Origin of the sequence: Kitasatospora sp. CM 4170 (assembly GCF_032110285.1) — a bacterium.
GTDB lineage: Bacteria > Actinomycetota > Actinomycetes > Streptomycetales > Streptomycetaceae > Kitasatospora > Kitasatospora aburaviensis.
Window position 1 is genome coordinate 181,940 of the sequence record NZ_CP134877.1, and the last position, 22,160, is coordinate 204,099.

19 protein-coding genes and 3 pseudogenes are annotated in these 22,160 nt (G+C 72.7%); 17 read left to right on the forward strand and 5 right to left on the reverse strand.

Annotation, left to right across the window (positions count from 1 at the left end):
* The first annotated feature begins 130 nt into the window (after positions 1-130).
* From RMN57_RS36960 to RMN57_RS00855, 3 genes and pseudogenes are all read left to right on the forward strand, one after another.
* Positions 131-424 carry a flavodoxin domain-containing protein gene (locus RMN57_RS36960; protein ID WP_380237262.1) on the forward strand — a complete coding sequence of 98 codons (294 nt, stop codon included), beginning with the start codon at positions 131-133 and terminating at the stop codon, positions 422-424.
* Positions 408-683, forward strand: coding sequence for a hypothetical protein (locus tag RMN57_RS00850; protein ID WP_380237264.1), 276 nt, complete (start codon positions 408-410; stop codon positions 681-683). The genes RMN57_RS36960 and RMN57_RS00850 overlap by 17 nt, the downstream gene beginning before the upstream one ends.
* A gap of 71 nt (positions 684-754) precedes the next feature.
* A pseudogene (locus tag RMN57_RS00855) lies at positions 755-987 on the forward strand (universal stress protein); the annotation flags it as partial.
* 42 nt (positions 988-1,029) lie between these two features.
* Here RMN57_RS00855 and RMN57_RS00860 read toward each other — a convergent pair.
* Positions 1,030-4,623: a hydantoinase B/oxoprolinase family protein gene (locus RMN57_RS00860; RefSeq protein WP_313761391.1), complete on the reverse strand. Its 3,594-nt coding sequence runs from the start codon at positions 4,621-4,623 to the stop codon at positions 1,030-1,032.
* A gap of 123 nt (positions 4,624-4,746) precedes the next feature.
* Here RMN57_RS00860 and RMN57_RS00865 point away from each other — a divergent pair, with 123 nt between their 5' ends.
* On the forward strand, positions 4,747-5,766 hold the full coding sequence (locus RMN57_RS00865) for an NAD(P) transhydrogenase subunit alpha (RefSeq protein WP_313761392.1): 1,020 nt from the start codon (positions 4,747-4,749) through the stop codon (positions 5,764-5,766).
* Positions 5,767-5,776: 10 nt separating this feature from the next.
* Here RMN57_RS00865 and RMN57_RS00870 read toward each other — a convergent pair whose 3' ends face one another.
* On the reverse strand, positions 5,777-6,403 hold the full coding sequence (locus RMN57_RS00870) for a PhoU domain-containing protein (RefSeq protein WP_313761393.1): 627 nt from the start codon (positions 6,401-6,403) through the stop codon (positions 5,777-5,779).
* A 291-nt stretch (positions 6,404-6,694) separates the two neighbouring features.
* Between RMN57_RS00870 and RMN57_RS00875 the strand changes: the two genes are divergently transcribed.
* From RMN57_RS00875 to RMN57_RS00890, 4 genes are all read left to right on the forward strand, one after another.
* Positions 6,695-7,681 carry a universal stress protein gene (locus RMN57_RS00875; protein ID WP_313761394.1) on the forward strand — a complete coding sequence of 329 codons (987 nt, stop codon included), beginning with the start codon at positions 6,695-6,697 and terminating at the stop codon, positions 7,679-7,681.
* A gap of 104 nt (positions 7,682-7,785) precedes the next feature.
* Entirely contained in the window at positions 7,786-8,319 is a 534-nt protein-coding gene (locus RMN57_RS00880) for a flavodoxin domain-containing protein (RefSeq protein ID WP_313761395.1), read from the forward strand.
* Between the two features lie 69 nt (positions 8,320-8,388).
* Positions 8,389-8,658, forward strand: coding sequence for a dsRBD fold-containing protein (locus RMN57_RS00885; RefSeq protein ID WP_313761396.1), 270 nt, complete (start codon positions 8,389-8,391; stop codon positions 8,656-8,658).
* Positions 8,659-9,140: 482 nt separating this feature from the next.
* Complete coding sequence (locus tag RMN57_RS00890) at positions 9,141-9,815, forward strand: hypothetical protein (RefSeq protein ID WP_313761397.1); 675 nt, start codon at positions 9,141-9,143, stop codon at positions 9,813-9,815.
* Between the two features lie 87 nt (positions 9,816-9,902).
* Here RMN57_RS00890 and RMN57_RS00895 read toward each other — a convergent pair whose 3' ends face one another.
* Both RMN57_RS00895 and RMN57_RS00900 read right to left on the reverse strand, forming a co-directional pair.
* Complete coding sequence (locus RMN57_RS00895; RefSeq protein ID WP_313761398.1) at positions 9,903-12,773, reverse strand: ABC transporter permease; 2,871 nt, start codon at positions 12,771-12,773, stop codon at positions 9,903-9,905.
* Between the two features lie 54 nt (positions 12,774-12,827).
* Positions 12,828-13,580, reverse strand: coding sequence for an ABC transporter ATP-binding protein (locus RMN57_RS00900; RefSeq protein ID WP_313761399.1), 753 nt, complete (start codon positions 13,578-13,580; stop codon positions 12,828-12,830).
* 278 nt (positions 13,581-13,858) lie between these two features.
* Between RMN57_RS00900 and RMN57_RS00905 the strand changes: the two are divergent.
* The 7 genes and pseudogenes from RMN57_RS00905 to RMN57_RS00935 all read left to right on the forward strand — a co-directional run.
* Positions 13,859-14,248 (forward strand): annotated as a pseudogene (locus RMN57_RS00905) (DUF1918 domain-containing protein); the annotation flags it as partial.
* On the forward strand, positions 14,160-15,029 hold the full coding sequence (locus tag RMN57_RS00910; protein WP_313761400.1) for a universal stress protein: 870 nt from the start codon (positions 14,160-14,162) through the stop codon (positions 15,027-15,029). The pseudogene RMN57_RS00905 and the gene RMN57_RS00910, both read left to right, overlap by 89 nt.
* Positions 15,030-15,031: 2 nt before the next feature.
* On the forward strand, positions 15,032-15,721 hold the full coding sequence (locus RMN57_RS00915) for a cation-transporting P-type ATPase (RefSeq protein WP_313761401.1): 690 nt from the start codon (positions 15,032-15,034) through the stop codon (positions 15,719-15,721).
* Positions 15,604-15,939: pseudogene (locus RMN57_RS00920) on the forward strand (universal stress protein); the annotation flags it as partial. The gene RMN57_RS00915 and the pseudogene RMN57_RS00920, both read left to right, overlap by 118 nt.
* A 384-nt stretch (positions 15,940-16,323) precedes the next feature.
* Positions 16,324-16,785: a universal stress protein gene (locus tag RMN57_RS00925; RefSeq protein WP_313761402.1), complete on the forward strand. Its 462-nt coding sequence runs from the start codon at positions 16,324-16,326 to the stop codon at positions 16,783-16,785.
* Positions 16,782-18,008, forward strand: coding sequence for a SpoIIE family protein phosphatase (locus RMN57_RS00930; RefSeq protein WP_313761403.1), 1,227 nt, complete (start codon positions 16,782-16,784; stop codon positions 18,006-18,008). The genes RMN57_RS00925 and RMN57_RS00930 overlap by 4 nt, the downstream gene beginning before the upstream one ends.
* A gap of 348 nt (positions 18,009-18,356) precedes the next feature.
* Positions 18,357-18,521: a hypothetical protein gene (locus tag RMN57_RS00935; RefSeq protein WP_313761404.1), complete on the forward strand. Its 165-nt coding sequence runs from the start codon at positions 18,357-18,359 to the stop codon at positions 18,519-18,521.
* 7 nt (positions 18,522-18,528) lie between these two features.
* Here RMN57_RS00935 and RMN57_RS00940 read toward each other — a convergent pair whose 3' ends face one another.
* Complete coding sequence (locus RMN57_RS00940; protein ID WP_313761405.1) at positions 18,529-20,916, reverse strand: phosphoketolase family protein; 2,388 nt, start codon at positions 20,914-20,916, stop codon at positions 18,529-18,531.
* Between the two features lie 250 nt (positions 20,917-21,166).
* On the opposite strand from RMN57_RS00940, the gene RMN57_RS00945 reads away from it, so the two are divergent.
* Together RMN57_RS00945 and RMN57_RS00950 are read left to right on the forward strand one after the other, a co-directional pair.
* Positions 21,167-21,256 (forward strand): oleate hydratase, encoded by a 90-nt coding sequence (locus tag RMN57_RS00945; protein ID WP_313761406.1) that lies wholly within the window; start codon positions 21,167-21,169, stop codon positions 21,254-21,256.
* Positions 21,253-21,801 carry an oleate hydratase gene (locus RMN57_RS00950; RefSeq protein ID WP_313761407.1) on the forward strand — a complete coding sequence of 183 codons (549 nt, stop codon included), beginning with the start codon at positions 21,253-21,255 and terminating at the stop codon, positions 21,799-21,801. The genes RMN57_RS00945 and RMN57_RS00950 overlap by 4 nt, the downstream gene beginning before the upstream one ends.
* Positions 21,802-22,160 lie beyond the last annotated feature (359 nt).

Below are 22,160 nucleotides of genomic sequence, written 5' to 3' on the forward strand. Positions count from 1 at the left end.
GCGACAGCTCCGGTACTCCGCCGATGTCCGGCGGCACATCGAGGAACGTCTGTCCGCCGGAGTCGGGCGATCCGGCCGACCCGAGGCACCGAACCGGCCTCGCCCCAAGGTGACGGCGGGTGATGGTGCGATGCGGGTTCTCGTCGGCTACGCCGGCGAACACGGTTCCACCCGCGGCATCGCCGAACGCATCGCTGCCGGGCTGCGACGTCACGGCCACCACGTCGTGGTCATGTCCCTCGTACCACTCGGCCCCTCACTCGTACTGGAGGATACGGAACTGGAGGACCTCGATGCGGCCGTCCTCGGAAGCGCGGTCCACGACGGTCGGTGGTTGCCCGCCGCCGTCGAATTCGCCCGCCGGAAACGCCGACGCGCTCGCCGGCCTCCCCGTCTGGCTCTTCAGCGTGAGCCTGCTCGGTGAACAGGGCAGCGCGTTCCGCCCCTTCGTCGCCAAGCGGCTGCGAGCGCTGCGTGCCAGGCGCCGTTCCCGGCAGTCGGACAGCCTTTGGAGCGTCGTCGGCCTTCAGGATCACCACGACTTCTCAGGGGCCGTAGAGCCGGACCACTGGCCGCTTCCCGGGCGCGCGGCGTTCAAGCTCATGGGCGGGCGTTACGGTGACCACCGGGACTGGGCGGACGTCGACCGTTGGGCCGAATCCGTCGCCCGGAAGCTGGCTTGAGGGCCGTAGGGGCGGGCAACCGTCGGTAGGGCAGCCGCCGGGACGGTGTGCGCAGGTCGAGCCGCGGAGGCTGCCGGCGACTGCTCCGCGAGACCACGGCCGGCCACCACGGCGTCCACCCCGACGTCACGCTCACGCACGAGGTGATCCGCGGCCACCCGTCGAGGAGCTGGCCAAGGCCTCCGAACACGCGCTCGCAGTAGTCGTGGGACGCCGCGGTGGCGGTGGTTTCACCGGGATGCGGCTCGGCTCCGTCCCCCACGGCCTGCTCCCTCGCGCCCACTGCCCGGTCATCGTCGTGCCCATTCCCCCGCAAGGCCGGTACTGGTGTCAGGCCGGATCGACGTCAGGGGCGGCCGTAGCCACCGCCACCGGGGGTCTCGACCACCAGGACATCGCCCGGTTCCACGGTGACGAAGTCGCACCCGGCCAGATGGTGGACCGAGCCGTCGGCGCGTTCGACGCGGTTGGCGCCGAGGGCGCCGGACCGGCCCCCCGCGAGGCCGTACGGAGGGACACGGCGGTGGCTGGAGAGGAGGCTGATGGTCATCGGCTCGCGGAACCGGATCCGGCGAACGGCGCCGTCGCCGCCATGCCATCGTCCAGGGCCCCCGCTGCCCGCCCGGACGGAGAACTCCTCCAGCAGGACCGGCAGTCGCCACTCCAGGACCTCGGGGTCGGTGAGCCGGGAGTTCGTCATGTGGGTCTGCACCACGGAGGCACCGTGGAAGCCGTCGCCCGCGCCGGAGCCTGAACCGAGTGTCTCGTAGTACTGGTGATCCCGGTTGCCGAAGCTGACGTTGTTCATCGTGCCCGAGCCCTCCGCCTGGACGCCGAGCGCCGCGTAGAGGGCGCCCACGATCGCCTGCGAGGTCTCGACGTTCCCGGCGACCACGGCGGCCGGGTAGTGCGGGGCCAGCATCGACCCCGGCGGGACGACGATCCGCAGTGGCCGCAGGCAACCGTCGTTGAGCGGGATGTCCTCGGCCACCAGGGTGCGGAAGACGTACAGTACCGCCGCGGTGGCCACCGACGCGGGCGCGTTGAGATTACTGTCGAGCTGGTCCGCGCTGCCGGTGAAGTCGATGACGGCCGAACGGTCCCGGTGGTCGACGGTGACGCGTACGGCGATCACCGCCCCGGCGTCGGTCTCGTACCGGTGAGCGCCGTTGTCCAGCCGGCCGATCACCCGGCGCACGGCCTCCTCGGCGTTGTCCTGGACGTGCCTCATGTACGCCTGCACCACGTCCAGCCCGAAGTGGCCGATCATCGCGCCGATCTCCTCGACGCCCTTGCGGTTGGCGGCGATCTGGGCCCGGAGGTCGGCCAGGTTGGTCTCCGGGTTGCGCGAGGGGTACGGCGCCTCGCGCAGCAGCTTCCGGGTCTCCGCCTCCCGCAGCCGCCCGCCCTCGACCAGCAGCCAGTTGTCGAACAGCACGCCCTCCTCCTCGATCCGGTGGCTGGTGGCCGGCATCGAGCCGGGTGTGAGCCCGCCGATCTCGGCGTGATGCCCGCGGGAGGCGACGTGGAACAGGATCCGCTCTCCGGCCTCGTCGAAGACCGGGGTGACCACGGTGATGTCGGGAAGGTGGGTGCCGCCGTGGTAGGGGTCATTGACGGCATAGGTGTCGCCGGGCCTCATCGAACCGCCGCGCCGCCGGATCACCTCCTGGACGGTGGTGCCCATCGAACCGAGGTGGACCGGGATGTGCGGGGCGTTGGCGACGAGGTTGCCGTCCGGGTCGAACAGGGCGCAGGAGAAGTCCAGCCGCTCCTTGATGTTGACCGACTGCGCGGTGGACTCCAGCCGTGCTCCCATCTGTTCGGCGATCGACATGAAGAGGTTGTTGAAGACCTCCAGCAGCACCGGGTCCGCCTCGGTGCCGACGGTCTCGGCCCCGGGCACGGCGGACCGCTCCAGCAGCAGATGACCCAGTGGGGCGACCGTCATCCGCCAGCCGTCATCGATCACGGTGGTGGCGCCGGACTCGGCCACGATCGCAGGACCGGTCACCGTTCGGCCCGGGAGCAGCAGTTGACGTCGGTGCAGGCCGACCTTCCGCCATGTCCCGCCGCTGTACAGGTCGGCCTCCTCGGGCACGCCGGGCTCTTCGCCGGAAGCCACACCCAGGAGGTCGAGGTCGACCGGACCGGTGAGACCTGTCGCCTCCACCGACATCGCCTCGACGATGACTTGACGGTTCATCAGAAATGAGTACAACGCTCGGTGGGCGGCCTCGAAGGCGGCGGCCATGGCCGCCGGATCGGCCAGGTCCACCGGAATCGCGGTGTCCGTGCCGTCGTAGCGCAGCCGGGCCCGCCGGACCGTCCGGACGCGGTCCGCCGGGACGTCCTCGGCCAGCAGCTCGGCCCGGGCGGTCGCGGTGAGCGCCTCGGCCACCGCCCTGACCCTGCCCATCGACGCCTGTTCCAGAGGGAGTTCGACGGACTGCTCGCGCATCACGGTGGTGTCGGCGAGCCCGATGCCGAGCGCGGAGAGCAGTCCGGCCGCCGGTGGTACCAGAACGGTGCGGATGCCCAGGGCGTCGGCGACCGCGCAGGCGTGCTGGCCACCCGCGCCGCCGAAGGTGGTGAGCGCGTAGCGGGTGACGTCGTGCCCCCGCTGGACCGAGATCCGCTTCACGGCGTTGGCGATGTTGTCCACGGCGATCCGCAGGAAGCCCTCGGCGACCTGCTCGGGTGTCCGGTCATCGCCCGTCCGGCCGGAGATGTCGGCGGCGAGGCCGCGGAACGCCTCCTGGACCGCCTCCCGGTCCAGCGGCAGGTCGCCACCGGGCCCGAAGACCGTTGGAAAGCAGCCGGGTTGGATCCGGCCGAGGATGAGGTTGGCGTCCGTCACCGTCAGCGGTCCGCCAGCCCGGTAGGAGAGCGGGCCGGGGTCGGCGCCGGCCGAGTCCGGGCCGACCCGGTAGCGGGCGCCGTCGAAGTGCAGCACCGATCCGCCACCCGCGGCGACCGTGTGGATCGCCAGCATCGGCGCCCGCAACCGCACCCCGGCCACCTGGGTGCTGACCACTCGCTCGTAGGTACCCGCGTAGTGCGAGACGTCCGTCGAGGTGCCGCCCATGTCGAAGCCGATCACCCGGTCGCGGCCTGCCAGTTCGGACATTCGGGCCATTCCGACGATACCGCCGGCCGGGCCGGAGAGGATCGCGTCCTTGCCCCGGAAGTGACCGGCCGCGGCGAGGCCCCCGTTGGACTGCATGAACATCAGCCGCACCCCGCGCAGTTCGTCCGCCACTTCGTCGATGTAGCGACGAAGCACCGGTGTCAGGTAGGCGTCCACGACCGTGGTGTCACCGCGCGGCACCAGCCGCATCAGCGGGCTGACCTCACTGGAAAGCGACACCTGCGGGAAGCCGATGCGGTGGGCGAGTTCACCGATCACGCGCTCGTGCGCCGGGTGGAGGTGGCTGTGCAGAAGGGCCACCGCGACCGAGCGGATTCCACGGTCGTACGCCGTCCGCAACCGGGCGCCGAGCCCGTCGAGGTCGGGCGGGCGCAGCACCGTGCCGTCAGCGGTGATCCGCTCGTCCGCCTCGATCACCTCGTCGTACAGCGGCTCGGGGAGGACGATCCGGCGGGCGAAGATGTGCGGGCGGTCCTGGTAGCCGATCCGCAGGGCGTCACCGAAACCGCGGGTGACGACCAGTGCGGTCCGCTCGCCGGTGCGTTCCAGCAAGGCGTTCGTGGCAACGGTGGTACCCATCCGGACGGCCTCGATACCGGCGTCGGTGAGGGGCTCTCCCGGGGTGAGCCCCATGAGGTGCCGGATACCGGCGACGGCGGCGTCACGGTAGCGGCGGCGGTCCACCGAGAGCAGCTTGTGGGTGACCAGACGACCGTCCGGGCTCATTCCGACGACGTCGGTGAACGTCCCCCCTCGGTCCACCCAGAACTGCCAACCACGACGGGTCACGGCCACCTCCGCGCGGAGCCGGGCAACGGCTCCCGTTCGAGTATCCGGGGTGATCGGGGGGCCTCGCAAAGGCTGATACTGGGAGGGCGCAGGGCTTTTCCGTGACGGACAGCGAGGTCGGCGATGGCGGCCGTGACGTTGGGCGTGCTCCGCGAACGGCACCCGGGAGAGACACGGGTGGCGCTCGTACCGGAAGGCGTGCGTGACGTCTGCGTCCTCGGGCTGAGCGTCCTGGTCGAGGGCGGCGCGGGGGCCGTCGCGGGCTTCACCGGCGCTGTGTACCGGGCTGCCGGGGCGCGCGTCGTCTCCAGAGCTAAGGTGACCTCGGCGGACATCGTGGTCGTGGTCCGGCGGCCCACGGTCGGCACACTCGGGCCAATGCGCCGCGGACAGATCCTCCTCGGCCTGCTGCGACCGATGCACGCCCCCTTCGTGGTCCGCCGGTGGGCCGACGAGGGGGCGACCCTGATCAGTCTGGACCAGCTGGCGGCCACGGCCGGGCCGGCGAGCAGCTTGGACGCGGCGGCGGGCCAGGCGGAGTTCGCCGGGTCCGAGGCTGTCCGCCTGGCCGCCGACCGGCTCGGCCGGGAACCCGCCGGCCGACCGACCGGCGTCCTGGTTCTGGGGGGTGGCCCTGCCACTCGGCGGGCAATCGAGACGGCGCGGCTGCTCGGCGCCGACGTGCAGGTCCACGGGGCGAGTGAGCGGGCACCGGCGGCGGCCCTGCCGTCCTTCGACATCGTGATCAGCACGGTCGAGCCCTCGGACAGCGCCCCGCCGCTGCTGATCGACGACGACGCCCTCCGCAGGCTCCGGCCGGGGTCAGTGGTGGTGGACCTGGCCTGCGGGCCCTACGGGCGGACCGTCGCCGGAGCCGAGCCCGGCGTGGAGCGGGTGCTCGCCGACGGCGTCACCGTGGTCGGCGCCGGCGATCTCGCCGCCCGTGTCCCGGCGTCCGCCTCCGCCGCCTTCTCCCGCTCCGTCACGGAACTGCTGGCCCACCTCGTCCACGACGGCCGACCGGTCGTCGACCTCGCCGAACCCGCCCTGGCCGTGGCGGTCATCGCCCACGCCGGCGCCGTCCGCCACGCCGGCGTCCTGCGCGGGCTCGCGGCGACGACCGCCGTCGCGGGCCTGCCGTAGGCGCGGACGGCTACGGCGAATCGGCGAACAGCGCCGCGAACCGGGCCGCCGACAGCGCATGGTGCACACAGCGCGCGCAGCAGGCCGCCAGCAGCACCGCGTCCAGCACGTCCGCAGGGTCGACGGCCGCCCCTTCGTCGATGATCCGCTCGTACAGCAGCCGTTGGCGCTGGGCGGCAGCGTTGAGCCCGTCATGGAGGTCGGCCACGGTCGCCGCGGACGGCTCCCGCAGTGCCGCCGCGGCCAGCGTCACCATGCCGACCACCAGGTCGGTGAGACCTCCCAACGGGGTGCGGAGCTCCTCCGGGAACGGCCCCCTGACGCGCCGCGCCGAGGCGATCTCCCCGATCTGCCGGGCCTGGTCGGCCAGGTGCCGCAGGTCTCCGCCGATGTGGATCTCGGCCACGAGCTCCCGGAGGTCCTGCGACCTTGCGTCCTCGACCGCGAGAACGACCGTGACGTCGTCCTCCAGCTCTTCGAACAGCGGCCGCACCGCTCGCTCGGCCGCCTCCAGTTCCCGTCCGACCTCGACGGCCGGCGAGCCGAGCACCGCCTCCGTCACCCGCCGCAGTGCCTCGCCAACCAGGTCCGCCTGGTCGGCCAGCCGCTCGCCGGTGCGCGCGTGGGTATGGGCCATCCTCCGGCTCCCGTTCCGAGCCCGGCGACCGATTTCGCGCCACTCGTACCGGCGCCGCCCGCCGGACACATCAGCGCCCGCCGCTCGGGCATCCTGCGGCGTGCTCTGGTTCCAGCCTGCACCGTCCGCAGCCGGGCGGCGCGTCGGGTCTGCGGCCCGTGCACCGTTGCGCGCCGCGCCTCCCCTGACCCGCTGCGGTCTTGCGCGGCACTCCGGACGCCTCGCCCGGGCGCGGGCCGTGAAGCCGTTCGATACTGACCGCGATGCCCAGGGCCGGGCCCCTGGGCCGCGATGGCCAGGACGGACGACGGACCGACCGACGTGGCGGACGATGCCACCCGCCGCCTCGACGCCGCCCGGACTCGCTCCGCGACCGACACCCGCCTCCCCAGCACCGCCCACGAACCGGAGAACACCGTGAACCGTCCCATCGTCGTCGGATTCGACGGCTCGCCGGAGAGTCTCGCCGCCACCGACTGGGCGGCCCTGGAGGCGTCGCGCCGACGGCTCCCGCTGGAACTCCTCCAGGCCTGGCCCTGGCCCAAGACCGATGTGCTCGGCACGGCCGACGCCATCACCTGGAGCCGACATCGACTGGGCGCCAAGGAGGCGACCCTGCACGCCGAACTCGCCGGCCTGGAGGTGACCTCCGCCCACGTCCCCCACGACCCGGCCGAGGCCCTGGAAGCCGCCGGGCGCGGAGCCACCATGCTGGTGCTCGGCTCCCGAGGGCTGAGCACGCTGCAAGGCTTCCTGGTCGGCTCGGTGAGCCAGGAGGTCCTGGGTCGGGCGACCTGCCCCGTGGTCCTCGTCCGAGTCCGCGAGGACGGCCCCGAAGCCGACGCCCAGACGCAGGACGTCCTGATCGGCCTCGACGTCCGGCAGCCGGCCGACGACGTTCTCGCCTTCGCCTTCGAAGCCGCCGCACTGCGCTCGGCACGCCTGCGGGCCGTCCACGCCTGGGCGCCGCCGGTCGGCAGCGAGTACATGGCCTTCGCCGCGATCGGCGGCGCGGAGAAGGAGCTGTCCGCCGCCGCTAGCACGCAGCTGGCGGACACTCTCACCCCCTGGCGGACCCGCTACCCGCAGGTCGACGCAAGGTCCGACCTGGTACGGGGCAACGCTGCCGACGTCGTGGTGGACGCCTCGGCGACGGCCGGCCTGGTCGTACTAGGCCGGCGCAGCCGCCGGCTGCCGCTCGGCCCCCACCTCGGACCAGTGGTCCACGCCGCGATCCACCACGTTCGCTGTCCTGTCGTGATCGTCCCCCACCACTGACACCGCGCCGCCCGAGGACCGTTCGACGCCCCGGCCAAGGGCCGAACGGCCGTTCCCCGGCCGGGACCGCCGCGGGAAGCTGGTACCAACGAGAGGTGGTAACCATGCACACCGTGATCGTGTACGAGAGCATGTACGGCAACACCCGCGAGGTCGCCCATGCCATCGCCGAAGGAGTTCACCAGGCCGACCCCGAGGCGTCGGTCGACTGCCTGCCCGTGGCCCTCGCCGACACCGAAATGACGCGCACGGCAGACCTCCTCGTGGTGGGCGGCCCGACCCACATGCACGGAATGTCCTCCGGACTCAGCCGCCGGATGGCGGCCACGGCCGAGGCCAAGAAGGAAGGTCACGAGGAAGCCGCCGAAGAGGCGCTCGAGACCGCCGAGGGCCCGGGCCTGCGGACCTGGTTCCACCAGCTCCCCAAGACGGAGCCCGGGACCCACGCCGCGGCCTTCGACACCCGCGCCGACATGCGGATGAGCGGCGCAGCCGCCGAGGGCATCGCCCAACGGCTCTCCCGCCACCACTACGACGTGGTCGCCGACCCGGAGGGCTTCATCGTCGAGGAGGCCGACGGCCCGCTGCGCGAGGGCGAACTCGACCGGGCCCGGGCATGGGGCGCCGGACTGGTCTGACCGCCTCCCGCCTCCCGGGTCCGAGCGCGTCGACCACGCCCGGCCGAATCTGAAAGGACAGGTCCGCAGATGAACACGCACAGGGTGGTCGAACCACTGCGCACCAAGCGGTGGACCCTTAATCTCGACCTCTTCGAGGAGGGCGACGTCACCAAGGTGCGCGCCGTTCTCGAGACCGGCGACAACACCTTGGAGGCCCGCGCGACGGCCCAGCGCAGCCCGGACGACCCTCCCGTCCCTGAGATCGGCGACGAGTACGCGGCCGGACGGGCCCTGATCGACCTCGGCCACCAGTTGCTCCGCGCCGGGATCACGGACGCGACCGCGAACGGGCCGTAGAAGGGCGCGGCTGCTCCGCCCAAGGCTTCACCGTGGCAAAGCCGCCGTGGCGGCCCGGGGGTGTGCGACAGACGGGCGACTCCGTCCTGCCGGGGCTGCTCGCCGCCGGGCCTGTCACCGGTAGGCGCTCTCGTCCATTCCCTCATGCTCGCGTGCCTGGGGCGGTACGGCTCTCCGGTTCCGGCCGCATCACGGCGCGGCAGGTGTCGGCGACGGGTGAAAACCGGCCGCTGATCTGCGGGGGCGCCCCCGTCGGCGGTGCCCTCCGGCTGTCCCACATCGACGCACTCTGCTGCCGGCAGCCAGCCGCAGTTGCGGATGCCCCAGGCGCGGATCTCCCCAGTGACTGGACACGCCGAATGCCATCTACTCGACATGTCGTGTCCTGCGGGACGGTCGGCGCCCAGCACGTCGGCCCGCGACCGGGACAGACCTTCTGCTGCCCGGTGGCGTCACCGGGTGGGGAGAGCAACGCTCGGAGTATGAGCGGACACCGATCTACCCTCGGGGCCGCCGCCGCTTCCGCCGTGGTCGCCTTGGCCCTGCACGGCCTGATCCTGCGGCCGAGAATGCTGACCTGGGGCGCGACCCCCGACGAGGCGGCGCGTGGCTACCCCGGCGATGATCTCGTCCCCGAGGCCTCCAGCTCCTCGACGATGGCCACGACCCTCCCGGCGCCACCGGAGCAGGTCTGGCCCTGGCTGGTGCAGATGGGAGGCGACCGCGCAGGCTGGTACAGCTGGGACAGGTTGGACCACATGGGTGAACCGAGTGCCGACGTCATCGTGCCCGAGTGGCAGAGCCTGGAGGAGGGGCAGCGTCTGATCGCGGCGCCGGACGGCCGGTCCTGGTTCACCGTGGCGCTCCTGGAGCCCGAGCAGACGCTGGTACTGCGGTCGAACCTGGAGCTTCCCTCCGGACACTCCTTCGACGCCCGGTCCGCTCCTCTGCCCCGGGCCTACATGAACGGCGTCTGGGGCTTCCACCTCCGGCAGGCCCCCGGCGACGGGACCCGCCTGGTGGTCCGCACGCGTGGCTTGAGCAGACCACGACGGTTCACCTGGCCGTTCGACCTGATGTTCGGCGAACCCGCGCACTTCATCATGCAGACCCGCCAGTTCCACAACCTGCGCACGCGGCTCGGCCGCACCTCGTGACCGCACGACCTCCCGTCCCCCGGAGGCTGCGATGTACGCCGAATCGACACTTCCACTCTGCGCACTGCCCGGTATCCGTCCAGCAGGTCAGTCCGGAAGGCGAACGGCGAGTGCGGGCCTGATCCGGGCGGCGTGGCGGGCGGGGCCGAGGGCGGCCAGCAGGGAGGCGGCGAGGGTGGCCCCGGCCAGGGTGGCGATGGGACCCCATTCGATCGGGAAGCCGCCTTCGAGGCCGGCGAAGGCCGAGCTCTTCAGGTACATCAGCCAGGTGGTGAGCACGCCCAGCAGGCTGCCGAGCAGAACGCCTTCGAGCGCGATGAACCCGCTCTCCCACAGGAACGACCGCTCGACGGTACGGGCCTGGCAGCCGAGTGCGCGCAGCACGCCGATGGTGCGCCTGCGCTCCCGGACGGCGCGGACCATGACCACGCCGAGCCCGGTGATGCCAATGCCCAGGCCGAGCGCCAGGAAGCCCTGCATCAGGCGGAAGAACGCCGTGTTGGCGGCGAACAGCCGGTGCACGTCGGAGGCGATCGGGGTGGCGACGAGACTTGCCGACAGATGGGAGCCCTGGAGGCGCCCGGCCAGTTCCTCCGGCGAGGTGCCCTGGCCGGTGCGCACGAGGGCGCTCGCGGTCCGGGCCTGCGGGCCGAACTGCCCGGTGACGCTTGCCGAGCCCTCCACCAGCGGGTAGACGGTGGCACTGCTGCCGTTGGCGGGGTAGAACGCCAGGCCGCTGTTCAGAACACCGGCGATGATCTTCTGCTCGGTGCGACCGCTCACCGGGTCGGTCAGGATCAGGGTGTCACCGGGGGCGTAGTACTTGCCGGCAGGGCCGCCGGTGTGGCCGAAGAAGTTGTCCACGACGACGTACTCGGGGTGTGCGGCGAGCGCGGTCCACACGGCAGGGTCGTCGGTCAGGCCGGGCAGCCGGTCGCGGAGGGTGATGCCGGTGACCGCGCCGTCGGGGACACCGACCACGGCCGTCTCCAGCGGCTTCGTGGTGCGGTGGCCCGGGTCGGTGGACTGGCCACGTGCATCGAGCAGCGGGGTGACGCCGGAGACCTGTCCCGCATAGGCGGTGGAGCCGAGGTCGGCGAGCGGGTCGGCACCGACTGCCTGGGGGTTGTAGTCGAGCCGCAGGGTGTAGCCGGCGGTGGCGTCGGCGACGGCGCGATCGACGCTTGCGTTCATGATCCCGGAGATCTGGGTGAGCAGGACCAGGACGAGGGTGATCAGGGTGTACATCACCAGGGTCGAGCCCGTACGGAAGCGCTTGGCCAGCGGGTAGGCGGCGGCGAGCCGGGCAGCCAGGCCCTGCTGGCTGGGCCGGTCCATCAGGCGGCGCACCGGGCGCACCAGGGCCCGCTGGTTCTCACTGACGAGGACGACGGCGGAGAACGCGGCGAGGCTGCCGAGGATGACGTACACCGCCATCGACGGGGAGTCGAACACGCGGGGCCGCACGACACTGGCGACCAGCGTCCACAGCAGGACGAGCCCGGCCGCGAGACTGTCCGCCGTCCTGCGGGGCATCACCCGGCGGGCGGCGGGCACCGCGAGGACGACCGAGAGGGCGGGAAGCAGGTAGGTCTGCTCGGCCTGGCTGCGGGCGATCGCGGGAACGGCGGCCACCGCGCAGAGCGCGCTGAGCACCGTGCAGACGACCAGCAGCCTATGGCGCGTCCGGCGCCCGGTGTCGGCGGGGAGGTCACGGATGGCGGCGATGATGTTGAAGCGGCTGATTCGGAAGCTGGTGGCGACGATCGCCCCCAGGGCGATCACCAGGCCGAGTGCGGCGCCGTTGAGCAGGCTGGTAGGGGTTGCCGCAAAGGTGATGTCCAGGCCGCTGCCGTCCACGGACCAGCTCTTGAAGATCTGGGCCGCGACCACGGCCACACCCCAGCCGACGCCGAGGCCGATCGCCACCCCGGGCAGTGTCGCGGCCAGCGCGTAGGCGGCGCCCTCCAGGGAGAAGGAGCCGACCAGCCGGGAGCGCTTGAGACCGACCGCGCGGAGCATGCCCAGTTGTGCCTTCCGCTCCTCGGCGAGCATCACGAAGATGTTCACCAGCAGCAGCGCTCCGGCGATGATGCTGAAGCTGCCGATCATCAGGAACAGCGCACCGAGCGCGTCACCGGTCTCCCGGGCCTGCTGGAGCACGGTGTGCTTGGGCGCGTCGACGGCGGCACCGGCATTGTCCGGGCCGAGCGCGCTGCGGATCTTCGCGGTGACGGTGTCGGTGAGCCTCTCGCCCGTCTCGACGCCGCCGCGGTTGGACACCATGGTCACCGAGGCCGCCCGGCCGCCCGCAGCGTCGAGTGCGCCGGGCGGCAGGAAGACGTTGCGGTTGACCCGGCTGCCGAGTCCGGTGCCGGCGAGGCCCTGCTGCGGGACGACCCGCGCCACGGTGTAGTCGACCGGGTGGCCGTAGAGGTACACGGTGATGTGCTGGCCGGCGCCGACGCGGAGCGAGTGGGCGAGCGGTTCGTTGACCACGACCTGCCCCGGCGGGGGCACCCGACCGCCCAGTCCGGAATCGCCGCCGGCCGTGCCGAAGCGAGTGGCCGCGTCCAGGTCCATCTGCCAGGCCAGCACCCGCGGTTCGGCGGCCGGACGGGCGGTGTGGGTGTTCACGGCGGCTGCCTGGGCGACCTGGGCGGTCAGCACCCCGTCGACGTCGGGATCGGCGGCGAGCGGCTGGAGGCGTGAGGCCACGTCGTGGCCGCCGGTGTCCGTGCTGACGATCCGCTCGTCGACCGGGCCGAGCGTGCGGTACGCCTCCTGGCGGACCGAGAAGTTCAAGGTGTCACCGACGACGAGAGCGCCGACGATGATCGCGGTGCCGAGTACGGAGCCGCCGATCACCAGGGCGGCCTCGGTACGCCGCCGCGCGACCTGGCGCAGCGCGAGGCGCCGGACGACCGGTTGCCGGACAGCGACGAGAAGCAGCGTCAACAGGGCCATCCCGAGGACGCCGAGAAGCGGGAGGAGGAGGCCGGGGTACATCGGTCAGCCCACCAGTTCGGCCCTGGGGGTACCCCCGGCCGGAGGTCGGGGGCGGGTGTCGGAGACCAGGCGGCCGTCACGCATGCGCACCAGGCGGGGCAGCCGGCGGCCGATCGCCTCGTCGTGGGTGACCAGCACGATCGTCTGGCCTTCGTCGCGGTTGAGCGTGGTCAGCAGGTCCATCACCTGGTCCGCCATGGCGCTGTCGAGATTGCCGGTGGGCTCGTCCGCCCAGACGACGGCGGGCCGGGCGACCAGGGCCCTGGCGATGGTGACGCGCTGCTGCTCGCCACCGGACAGCTCGCTGGGGCGGTGTCCCACCCGGTGCCCGAGGCCGACCCGCTCCAGCATCGCGGTGGCACGGGCGCGGGCCTCGCGCGGCGGCGTGCCGGTGAGCAGCAGCGGGAGTTCGACGTTCTCGGCGGCGGAGAAGACCGGGATCAGGTTGAAGGCCTGGAAGACGAAGCCCATCGCGTGGGCCCGGTGCTCGGTGCGTGCGGCGTCCGACATGGCGAACAGGTCGCGGCCGTCCACCTCGACCCGGCCGGCATCGATGTCGTCCAGGCCGGAGAGGCAGTTGAGGAGGGTGGTCTTGCCGGAGCCCGAGGGGCCCATCACCCCGACCAGCTCGCCCGGCTGCACCGTCAGGTCGAGGTCACGCAACGCCGTCACCTCGACGGATCCGGTCCGGTAGACCTTGCGGACCCCGGTGGCGGCCAGCAGCGGGCGGTGTCCGTCCTGCGTCCGGCTGTCCATGGCCGCCTCCTCGCGAACGGCGCGGATGTCCCGATCTCCACCCTCACCGAAGGCTCCGGCCCCTACCAGGTCCGGTCGGCCCCCTCTGCGGGGCCGACCGGGCTTCGCACGGTGTCGTCTGTCGTGCCGCAGGCCCCGGGTCACAGTGGACCGCCCGCGCGGGGCCGGGCGGGCTGGTCCGCTGGGGGTGTAAGGGCGCCCTTACACGAGCCGACTGGAGGTCGCCATGAAGGCCAGCATCAGGGACAGGGTCATCGTGGAGGGCACCCGCCCACGGCACGCCGCGCCGCGACGGCCGGATCGTAGCTCTGCACCACGCGGACGGCAGCCCGCCCTACGACGCGCTCTGGTCCGGCAACGGGCGGATCGCGTTGCCCGTCCGGTCGGTGACGGACACGACGCCGTCCACGCTCGGCAGAGGCGGAGCACGACGCACGTCAGGGGCGGGCCGAGAGGCAGGTGGCCCGTTCGTCGGGGGCCTGTCGGCCCTCGCGGCCGATCGCTGCGGGACTTACGGTGCCGGTAGGGGCATGGCGGCCGGCCCCGGCTCGTCGACCCCGCATACGGTGGAGGAGAGCCATGACGTCCGCCAGCGAACGCCGTCCGATCGTGTTCGGCGTGGACGCCCTCGAACCGAGGCCCATGGCCCTGGCCTGGGCCGCCGATGAGGCCGGCCGGCGCGGCCTGCCCCTGCGGCTGCTCCACGCCGTACCGCCGGCCAGTCACGACCTGCGCGGCTTCGAGGAGGGCCGCTACCACAAGGTACTGCGCGAGCACGGCGACGCCGCCCTCGAGAGGGCCGCCGACTTCGCCCGCGGGCGCCGCCCGGAGCTGGATCTGGCCACCGTCGTCGCGGACGGCAACCCGGTCCAGGCGCTGTGCCGGGAGTCCGCTCATGCCGGGCTCGTCGTCCTCGGATCACGCCGGATGAACCGGCTCGGGGAGCTGTTCAGCGCCCTCTCGGTGACCGTCCCGGTGAGCGCCCAGGCGCACTGTCCGGTGGTCGTGGTGCGCGAACCCGAGCACATCACCCAGGACCCGCCCTACGTGGTGGTCGGGGTCGACGGCAGCGAATCGTCCGCTGCCGCCGTCGATGTCGCCTTCGACCTCGCGGCCCGGCGGGGAGCCGCGCTGCGCGCCGTGTGGGTTTGGCAGTCCCAGTTGATCGCCCATTTCGACGAGGAGGCGGCCGGCCGGACGCTGCGGCGGCTGCTCGCCGAGAGCACGGCCGGGCGGGCCATGGCCTTTCCCGACGTGAAGCTCACCCACGAGGTGATCCGTGGTCATCCCGTCGAGGAGCTGGCCAAGGCTTCAAGACACGCCCTCGCCGTCGTGGTGGGGCGGCGCGGCCGCGGCGGGTTCACCGGTATGAGGCTCGGATCCGTCACGCATGGGCTGCTGCACCACGCCCACTGCCCGGTCGTCACGGTTCCCCGGCTCCCGTCCTGACCATGCCCACCGAGGCCGCGAACACGATCCGCCAGGCTCAGGAGGCCGGGGAGAGTGGCAGCACGGACCCACGCGAGCCACTCGCCCTGCTCTTCCGCGATCTGCGTACCTCCCCGCAGGGCCTCACGGAGCGTGACGCCGCCCGCCGTCTGACGGTCTACGGACTCAATGCCCTCGTGCGGCGCGGCGGACGGCGTTGGCCCCGGGAGCTGGCGCAGCAGTTCACCCACCCGCTGGCGCTGCTGCTGGCGTTCGCCGCACTCCTTGCGGCTCTTAGCGGCGCTCTCGCGCTGGCAGTAGCGATTCTGGCGGTGATCCTGCTCAATGCGCTGCTCGCGTTCGTTCAGGAGCGACAGGCCGAGCAGGCCGTAGAGGCGCTCGCCGACTTCCTGCCCGCGCAGGCGACGGTGGTGCGCGACGGAGTACGTCGCCAGGTGACTGCGACCACGCTGGTGCCCGGTGACGTCCTGGTCATCGGGGGCCCGGGAACGACGCCGAGCAGCCGCCGTACCTCGTCGTCGGAGTCGACGGCAGCCGGGCCTCCCACGCCGCCGTCGAGCACGCCTTCGAGACCGCCGCAGCGCGTGACGCGCACCTGCGGGCGATGTGGGTATGGCAGCCGCCGCTCCTGGAGTCCACGGACGAAGTCAACGCGCTCCAGAAATGCCGCCGTCTGCTCTCCGAGGCGGTAGCCGAGCGGACAGCGAACCGCCCCAGCGTCACCGTCACCCGCCAGGTGGTACGCGGACATCCCGTCGAGGAGCTGGCCGAGGCCTCCGAGAACGCACTGGCCGTCGTCGTCGGACGGCGTGGCCGGGGCGGGTTCACCGGAATGCGGCTCGGCTCCGTCCCACACGGCCTGCTGCACCGCGCCCACTGCCCGGTCGTCACCGTACCCGCATCCGACTGAGTCCCGCTGCCGGCCGGTCCGGGGGACGTACCGCCCTGGCAGGTCACAGACCGGCGTGGGGGCCGACCAAGGAGACCGAGAACATGCGGCACCGCGGTGGAGGCGGTCATCGCCTGGCAGCCGCCGTTCTCCGGGTGGAGCGGCAACGTTTCCGGTCACCGGGAGAAGCGCTCGGGGACATCACACCGAGGGGCCTGACGGAGACCCCCGGTGGAGATCACCGCACGGGTGCTCCTGAAGGAGCAACGGCAAAGGGGTCCGCAATCGGCGCCCACCCGGGAGGTGGCTCCCTTCACGTCACGGCACGGTCGCCTCCCGGCTGGCGTGGTAGCCACGGATTGGTGATGGTGGCGGTGGGGACGGCACAACTCTCGGAGGCATGCGATGGGCGAGAACGACGGCCGAGCGGCTCGGATCGTCGTGGGGGTGGACGGTTCACCGGCGTCCAGGGCCGCGCTGGCGTGGGCGATGCGGCAGGCCGCGCTCGGCGGCGCCGCCGTGGACGCCGTGATCGCCTGGCAGTACCCGGTCGGCTACGGATGGCCCGCGCCGGTCGTGCCGCCCTTCGACTTCGCGGGCAACGCGCGCCAGGCCCTGGCCGGGGCCGTCTCGGAGGCCGCAGACGAAGCGCCGCAGGTCGAGATCCGACAGCACGTCGTCCAGGACCACCCCGCTGCGGCGCTCCTCAAGGCCGCCGACGGCGCGCAGCTGCTCGTCGTGGGCAATCGCGGGTACGGCGGATTCACCGAAGCGCTCCTCGGCTCGGTCAGCCAGCACTGTGTCCACCACGCGCGCTGCCCGGTCGTCGTCGTGCGCGGCGAACCCGCGCCCCGGGGGGAGCCGTGACCGGCCAGGCCGTCGACTACCGGGCGGTGTTCCACGCCCTGCCCGGCATGGTCGCCCTTCTCACCCCCGACCTGGTGTACGCCGACGCCAACGAGGACTTCCTGCACCTGTCCGGGCGCACCCTCGACCAGCTCATCGGGCGGTACCTCTTCGACGTCTTCCCCGACAATCCGAACGACCCAGCCGCCAGCGGAGCCCGCAATCTGGAGGCGTCCCTGCGCAGGGTCCTGGCGTCCGGCGAGCGCGACACCATGGCCCTGCAGCGCTACGACGTCGAGTCGACCACCCAGCCTGGCGAGTGGGAGGAGCGGTACTGGAGCCCGGTCAACGCCCCCGTGCTCGACAGCGAGGGCCATACGGTGCTGCTGGTCCACCGGGTCGAGGAGATCACCCAGCTCATCCGCGCCCACGGCCTGCCCGAGGGCAACCGCGCCCGCGTCCTGGAAGCCGAGCTCTACACCCGGGCCCGGGAGCTCCAGGAGGTCAACGAACGCCTGCGTGAGGCCCACGCCCGCGAACGCGAGGTCGCGCTCGCGCTCCAGGAGGCCATGCTGCCCGCCCCCAGGCCGCTGGAGCGCCACCGTGCCGCGGTCCGCTACCGGCCCGCCGCGGGCGCGCTCAACGTCTGCGGGGACTGGTACGACCTCGTCGAGCTCCCGGCCGGCCGGGTCGCGGTCGCCGTCGGCGACGTGGTCGGCCACGGACTCGCCGCCGCCGGCGTCATGGGTCAGCTCCGCAGTGCCCTCAGCGCAGCCTCCCGGGTCGCCGTCGGCCCCGCGCAGGCCCTGGAAGTGCTCGGACTGTACGCCCGTTCCGTCGAGGGTGCCGAGTCCACCACCGCCGCGACCGCCTTCATCGACTCCGGCAGCCACACCATCACCTACAGCAGCGCCGGTCACCCCCCACCCGCACTGCTCCGCGGGGACGGCACCGTCGAACTCCTCGACCGGGCCACCGACCCACCGCTCGGTGCCCGTCCCGAGCACCAGCCACGGCCCGAGGCCGTCACCCGGTTCGCCGAGGGCGACACACTGGCCCTCTACACCGACGGCCTGGTCGAACGCCGCCGCGAGGACATCGACACCGGCCTGGACCGCCTCGCCCGGGCGCTCGCCGGGCACCGCTCCGACGACCCGGACGCCATCGCCGACGCAGTCCTCACCGAACTGCTCCCGCCGGGCGGCGCCACTGACGACGCCGCACTCGTCGTTGTCCGGCTCTGACGACGGCTTCGCCCGGCCGACGGGGCCGCTCCGGCAGCACCGGCCGCGTGCCCTGGCCTGCCGGGGGCCGTCGGCACCGGGGGCGAGGGCCGGGGTCGAGCGAGACCGAGAACGGACCCGCTGTCCGAGGCCGACGGCCCCCGGGAACGCCTCGACCACTTGCAGGATCAGCAGTCCCTGGTCGTAGTTCGGCGTCCTCGGCGGCGGTGCAGAGCGCCGACGTGGCGACGTCCTGGATCTCCTCGGTGTGGAGGAGCACTCCGGGGTGGCGCACGGCGAGGATGTGCCGAACCTCGTGCAGCAGGCCGCCCCGTCCGGCGGCAGGCCTGCCGTCCGACCGGGCAGCGGGTGGGGCATCAGAGGCAGCAGGGCGTGCAGGACGCGCAGCGGTCGGCCGCGCAGCAGCCCTCGCACGCGGCCCAGTCTGCGGCCGCCAGGCTCGCCTCGGAGGTGTCGATGCCGACGGTGACGGGCAGGTCCTCGGTGGTTGTCTCCTCGATGGCGGCCCCCTGACCCTCGGTCAGGAACCCCAGGTCCAGTCTGCTACCTCGGGCAGATCGGTGCCGTGTTCGCGGATCCAGTCGTGGTGTCGGGCGCGCTGGTCGGCCATCCGCTGCCGGACGGCGGCCGCCCGTACGGCGAGGCCGGGGGTGCGGTCGATGACGTCCATGACCAGGCGGTAGCGGTCCAGGTCGTTGCGGACCACCATGTCGAAGGGCGTGGTGGTGGTGCCGGACTCCTTATACCCGCGCACGTGCAGCTGCGGGTGGACGGCACGGCGGTAGGCCAACCGGTGGATCAGCCACGGGTAGCCGTGGTAGGCGAAGACGACCGGCCTGTCGCGGGTGAACAGCGCGTCGAACTCGGTGTCCGGCATCCCGTGCGGGTGCTCCTCGGCGGGCATCAGCCGGGCCAGGTCGACCACATTCACCACCCGCAGCGCCAGGTCCGGCAGATGGCGGCGGAGCAGGCCGGCCGCGGCGATCACTTCCTGGGTGGGGACGTCGCCGGCGCAGGCGAGGACGACGTCCGGTTCGCGGGTGCCGTCGTCGGTGCCGGCCCACTCCCAGACGCCGGCGCCGCGGGCGCAGTGGACGCGGGCCTCGTCCAAGGTGAGCCAGTCGAAGCAGGGCTGCTTGCCGGCGACCACGACGTTGACGTAGTCGCGGCTGCGCAGCACGTGGTCGGCGGTGACGAGCAGGGTGTTGGCGTCCGGCGGGAAGTAGACCCGCACGGCCTCGGGGCTCTTGTTCAGAACGTGGTCGACGAAGCCCGGGTCCTGGTGGGAGAACCCGTTGTGGTCCTGGCGCCAGGCGTGGGAGGTGAGCAGGTAGTTGAGCGAGGCGATGGGGGCGCGCCAAGGGATCTGCCGGGTGGTGCGCAGCCACTTGATGTGCTGGTTGACCATCGAGTCGACGATGTGGACGAACGCCTCGTGGCAGGAGAACAGGCCGTGCCGTCCGGTGAGGAGGTAGCCCTCCAGCCAGCCCTGACAGGTGTGTTCGGAGAGGATCTCCATCACCCGGCCGTCGTGGGCGAGGTGTTCGTCGGTGGGCACGGTACCGGCCTGCCAGGCCTTGCCGGCGGCGGCGTAGACGGCCTGGAGGCGGTTGGAGGCGGTCTCGTCGGGGCCGACGAGGCGGAAGTCGCGGCGTTCGGCGGTCGCGGCCATCACCTGTTCGAGGAGGTCGCCGAGGATCCGAGTGGGCTCGTGCAGCGTGGCGCCGGGCTTGTCCACGGGTACGGCGTGGCGCTCCAGGGGAGCCAGCGGCAGGCCACGCAGCAGGAGGCCGCCGTTGGTGTGCGGGTTGGCGCCCAGACGGCGGGTGCCGTCGGGGACGCAGGCGAGCACCCCGGGCACCGGGCGGCCGGTGGTGTCGAACAGTTCCTCGGGCCGGTAGGAGCGCAGCCAGGCTTCCAGTTGGGCAAGGTGGGTGGGGTTGTCGCGGACCCGGTCCAGCGGCACCTGGTGGGCGCGCCAGGTGCCCTCGACGGGGACGCCGTCGACCTGGGCCGGGCCGGTCCAGCCCTTGGGGGTGCGCAGCACGATCATCGGCCAGGCGGGTCGCCCGGTGGCGCCGTCTTCCCGGGCGGCCTGCTGGATCGCGGCGATCCTCTCCACTGCGGTGTCCAGGGCAGTGGCCATGGCCTGGTGGACCGCCAGCGGGTCCTGCCCGGACACGTACAGGGGTTCGTGCCCGTAGCCGCGCAGCAGGGCGTCGAGTTCGTCCTCGGGCAGGCGGGCGAGGACGGTCGGGTTGGCGATCTTGTAGCCGTTCAGGTGGAGGACCGGCAGGACGGCGCCGTCGTGCACCGGGTCGAGGAACTTGTTGCCGTGCCAGGAGGCCGCCAGCGGGCCGGTCTCGGCCTCGCCGTCGCCGATCACGCAGGCCACCAGCAGGCCGGGGTTGTCCAGGGCCGCGCCGTAGGCGTGGGAGAGCGCGTAGCCGAGTTCGCCGCCCTCGTGGATCGAGCCCGGGGTCTCGGGGGCGACGTGGCTGGGCACTCCACCGGGGAACGAGAACTGCCGGAAGAGCTTCGCCATGCCCTCGGCGTCCCGGCTGACGTCCGGGTAGGTCTCGCTGTAGCTGCCCTCCAGCCAGGAGTTGGCGAGGACGGCGGGTCCGCCGTGGCCCGGGCCCCAGACGCAGATCGCGTCCAGGTCCCGCTGCTTCACGATCCGGTTGAGGTGGGTGTGCAGCAGGTTGAGGCCGGGTGAGGTGCCCCAGTGGCCGAGCAGGCGGGGCTTGATGTGTTCGGGCCGCAGCGGCTCACGCAGCAGCGGGTTGGCCATCAGGTAGATCTGGCCGACCGCCAAGTAGTTGGCGGCCCGCCAGTGCGCGTCCAGCTCCTGGATCTCCTGGCCGGAGAGGGCTGCGGGCGCCGGAGGCGGGGTGGGGACGGACATGGCTGGGATCTCCTCTGGGGCGTCGGGCGCGGCACCCGGCAGCCGCGCTCGGCCCCATCGTCACCGCCGGGACGCGATGGCGCACAGGGCCGGTCGGGGCACGTCGGGACCGGCCGGACAGGACCTGTGGCCCTGCGTTCCCGGGCTGCCCGGCCCTCGGCCGGCGCCCGCCGAGGACGGAGGCTGGCGGAGCCTGCCGACTGGTACAGGCGCGCCGCACGACGCCGCTCCCCGACACCCTGGACGGAACATGATCGACAGCACCAGAGAGACCCGGGCCTACCTGGTGGGAGGCGGGATCGCCTCGCTCGCCGCCGCCGCCTTCCTGCTCCGCTCATGACCTTCAAGGACTCGCCGTGGCTGATGTCGATCGTCGTGCCTCGCCCGCCGCACTTCGACGGCCAGCCCGAGGACGTGTTCACCCTGTGGGGCTACGGGCTGTTCATCGACACCCCGGGCGAGCACACCGGCAAGGCCATGGCGGAGTCGACCGGCCGGGAGGTCCTGGACGAGTTGCTCGGCCAGCTCGGCTTCGACGACATCGCCGACGAGGTCCGCGCGACCACCACCGTGACCACGGTGATGATGCCCTACATCACCAGCGTGCCCCCGCTGGCCGAGGCGGAGCAGTTCCGGGCGATCGAGGGCGAACTGCTCACCGAGGCGCTGACCGGCTGGCGGGAGAAGTTCCCGGAGGTCGAGGTGGTCGAGGACAGCCGGATCGGCACCGGCTCCTCCGCACTGGTGGACGCCTCCACCGACGCCTCCGTCGTGGTGGTCGGCCGCCGGCGGCGCCCGCACCACGTCGGCCTGCGGCTCGGCCCGGTCCCCCACGCCGTACTGCACCACGCGCAGGCACCGGTCGCGGTCGTGCCGCACGACTGACCGGACACCACGCACCGCGGTGGGCCCCACGCCTTCGTGGGGCCCACCGCCTTCTCTCCCGCCCCGTGCGGCCCGGCCCACCGCCGGCGGCCGCGGGCCGCACGGGGCGATTCCGCCACCGCCCGTGCCTCCGCCCAGCACAACGAACTCCGCCGAATGGGCCGACCGGGTCCTGCTGCTCGACCCCGGCCGTGCCTGCGTCGGCACCCACGCCGATCTCCTGACCGTCCACCGCCACCTCGTCGGTCATCGGGGCTGCGGCGCCCACTGGACCCCGGCCCCGGGGTGGACCGCCCTTCCGACTGATGCCGAGGCTCTGCCATGGAGCGCGGGAGGACCGGGCCGGGGACGGCCATCCG

Coding starts and splice junctions, on each gene's coding strand:
- RMN57_RS36960 (WP_380237262.1), top strand. CDS start 131: ATGCGGGTTCTCGTCGGCTACGCCGGCGAACACGGTTCCACCCGCGGC.
- RMN57_RS00865 (WP_313761392.1), top strand. CDS start 4,747: ATGGCGGCCGTGACGTTGGGCGTGCTCCGCGAACGGCACCCGGGAGAG.
- RMN57_RS00870 (WP_313761393.1), bottom strand. CDS start 6,403: ATGGCCCATACCCACGCGCGCACCGGCGAGCGGCTGGCCGACCAGGCG.
- RMN57_RS00875 (WP_313761394.1), top strand. CDS start 6,695: ATGGCCAGGACGGACGACGGACCGACCGACGTGGCGGACGATGCCACC.
- RMN57_RS00880 (WP_313761395.1), top strand. CDS start 7,786: ATGCACACCGTGATCGTGTACGAGAGCATGTACGGCAACACCCGCGAG.
- RMN57_RS00885 (WP_313761396.1), top strand. CDS start 8,389: ATGAACACGCACAGGGTGGTCGAACCACTGCGCACCAAGCGGTGGACC.
- RMN57_RS00890 (WP_313761397.1), top strand. CDS start 9,141: ATGAGCGGACACCGATCTACCCTCGGGGCCGCCGCCGCTTCCGCCGTG.
- RMN57_RS00900 (WP_313761399.1), bottom strand. CDS start 13,580: ATGGACAGCCGGACGCAGGACGGACACCGCCCGCTGCTGGCCGCCACC.
- RMN57_RS00910 (WP_313761400.1), top strand. CDS start 14,160: ATGACGTCCGCCAGCGAACGCCGTCCGATCGTGTTCGGCGTGGACGCC.
- RMN57_RS00915 (WP_313761401.1), top strand. CDS start 15,032: ATGCCCACCGAGGCCGCGAACACGATCCGCCAGGCTCAGGAGGCCGGG.
- RMN57_RS00925 (WP_313761402.1), top strand. CDS start 16,324: ATGGGCGAGAACGACGGCCGAGCGGCTCGGATCGTCGTGGGGGTGGAC.
- RMN57_RS00940 (WP_313761405.1), bottom strand. CDS start 20,916: ATGTCCGTCCCCACCCCGCCTCCGGCGCCCGCAGCCCTCTCCGGCCAG.
- RMN57_RS00945 (WP_313761406.1), top strand. CDS start 21,167: ATGATCGACAGCACCAGAGAGACCCGGGCCTACCTGGTGGGAGGCGGG.
- RMN57_RS00950 (WP_313761407.1), top strand. CDS start 21,253: ATGACCTTCAAGGACTCGCCGTGGCTGATGTCGATCGTCGTGCCTCGC.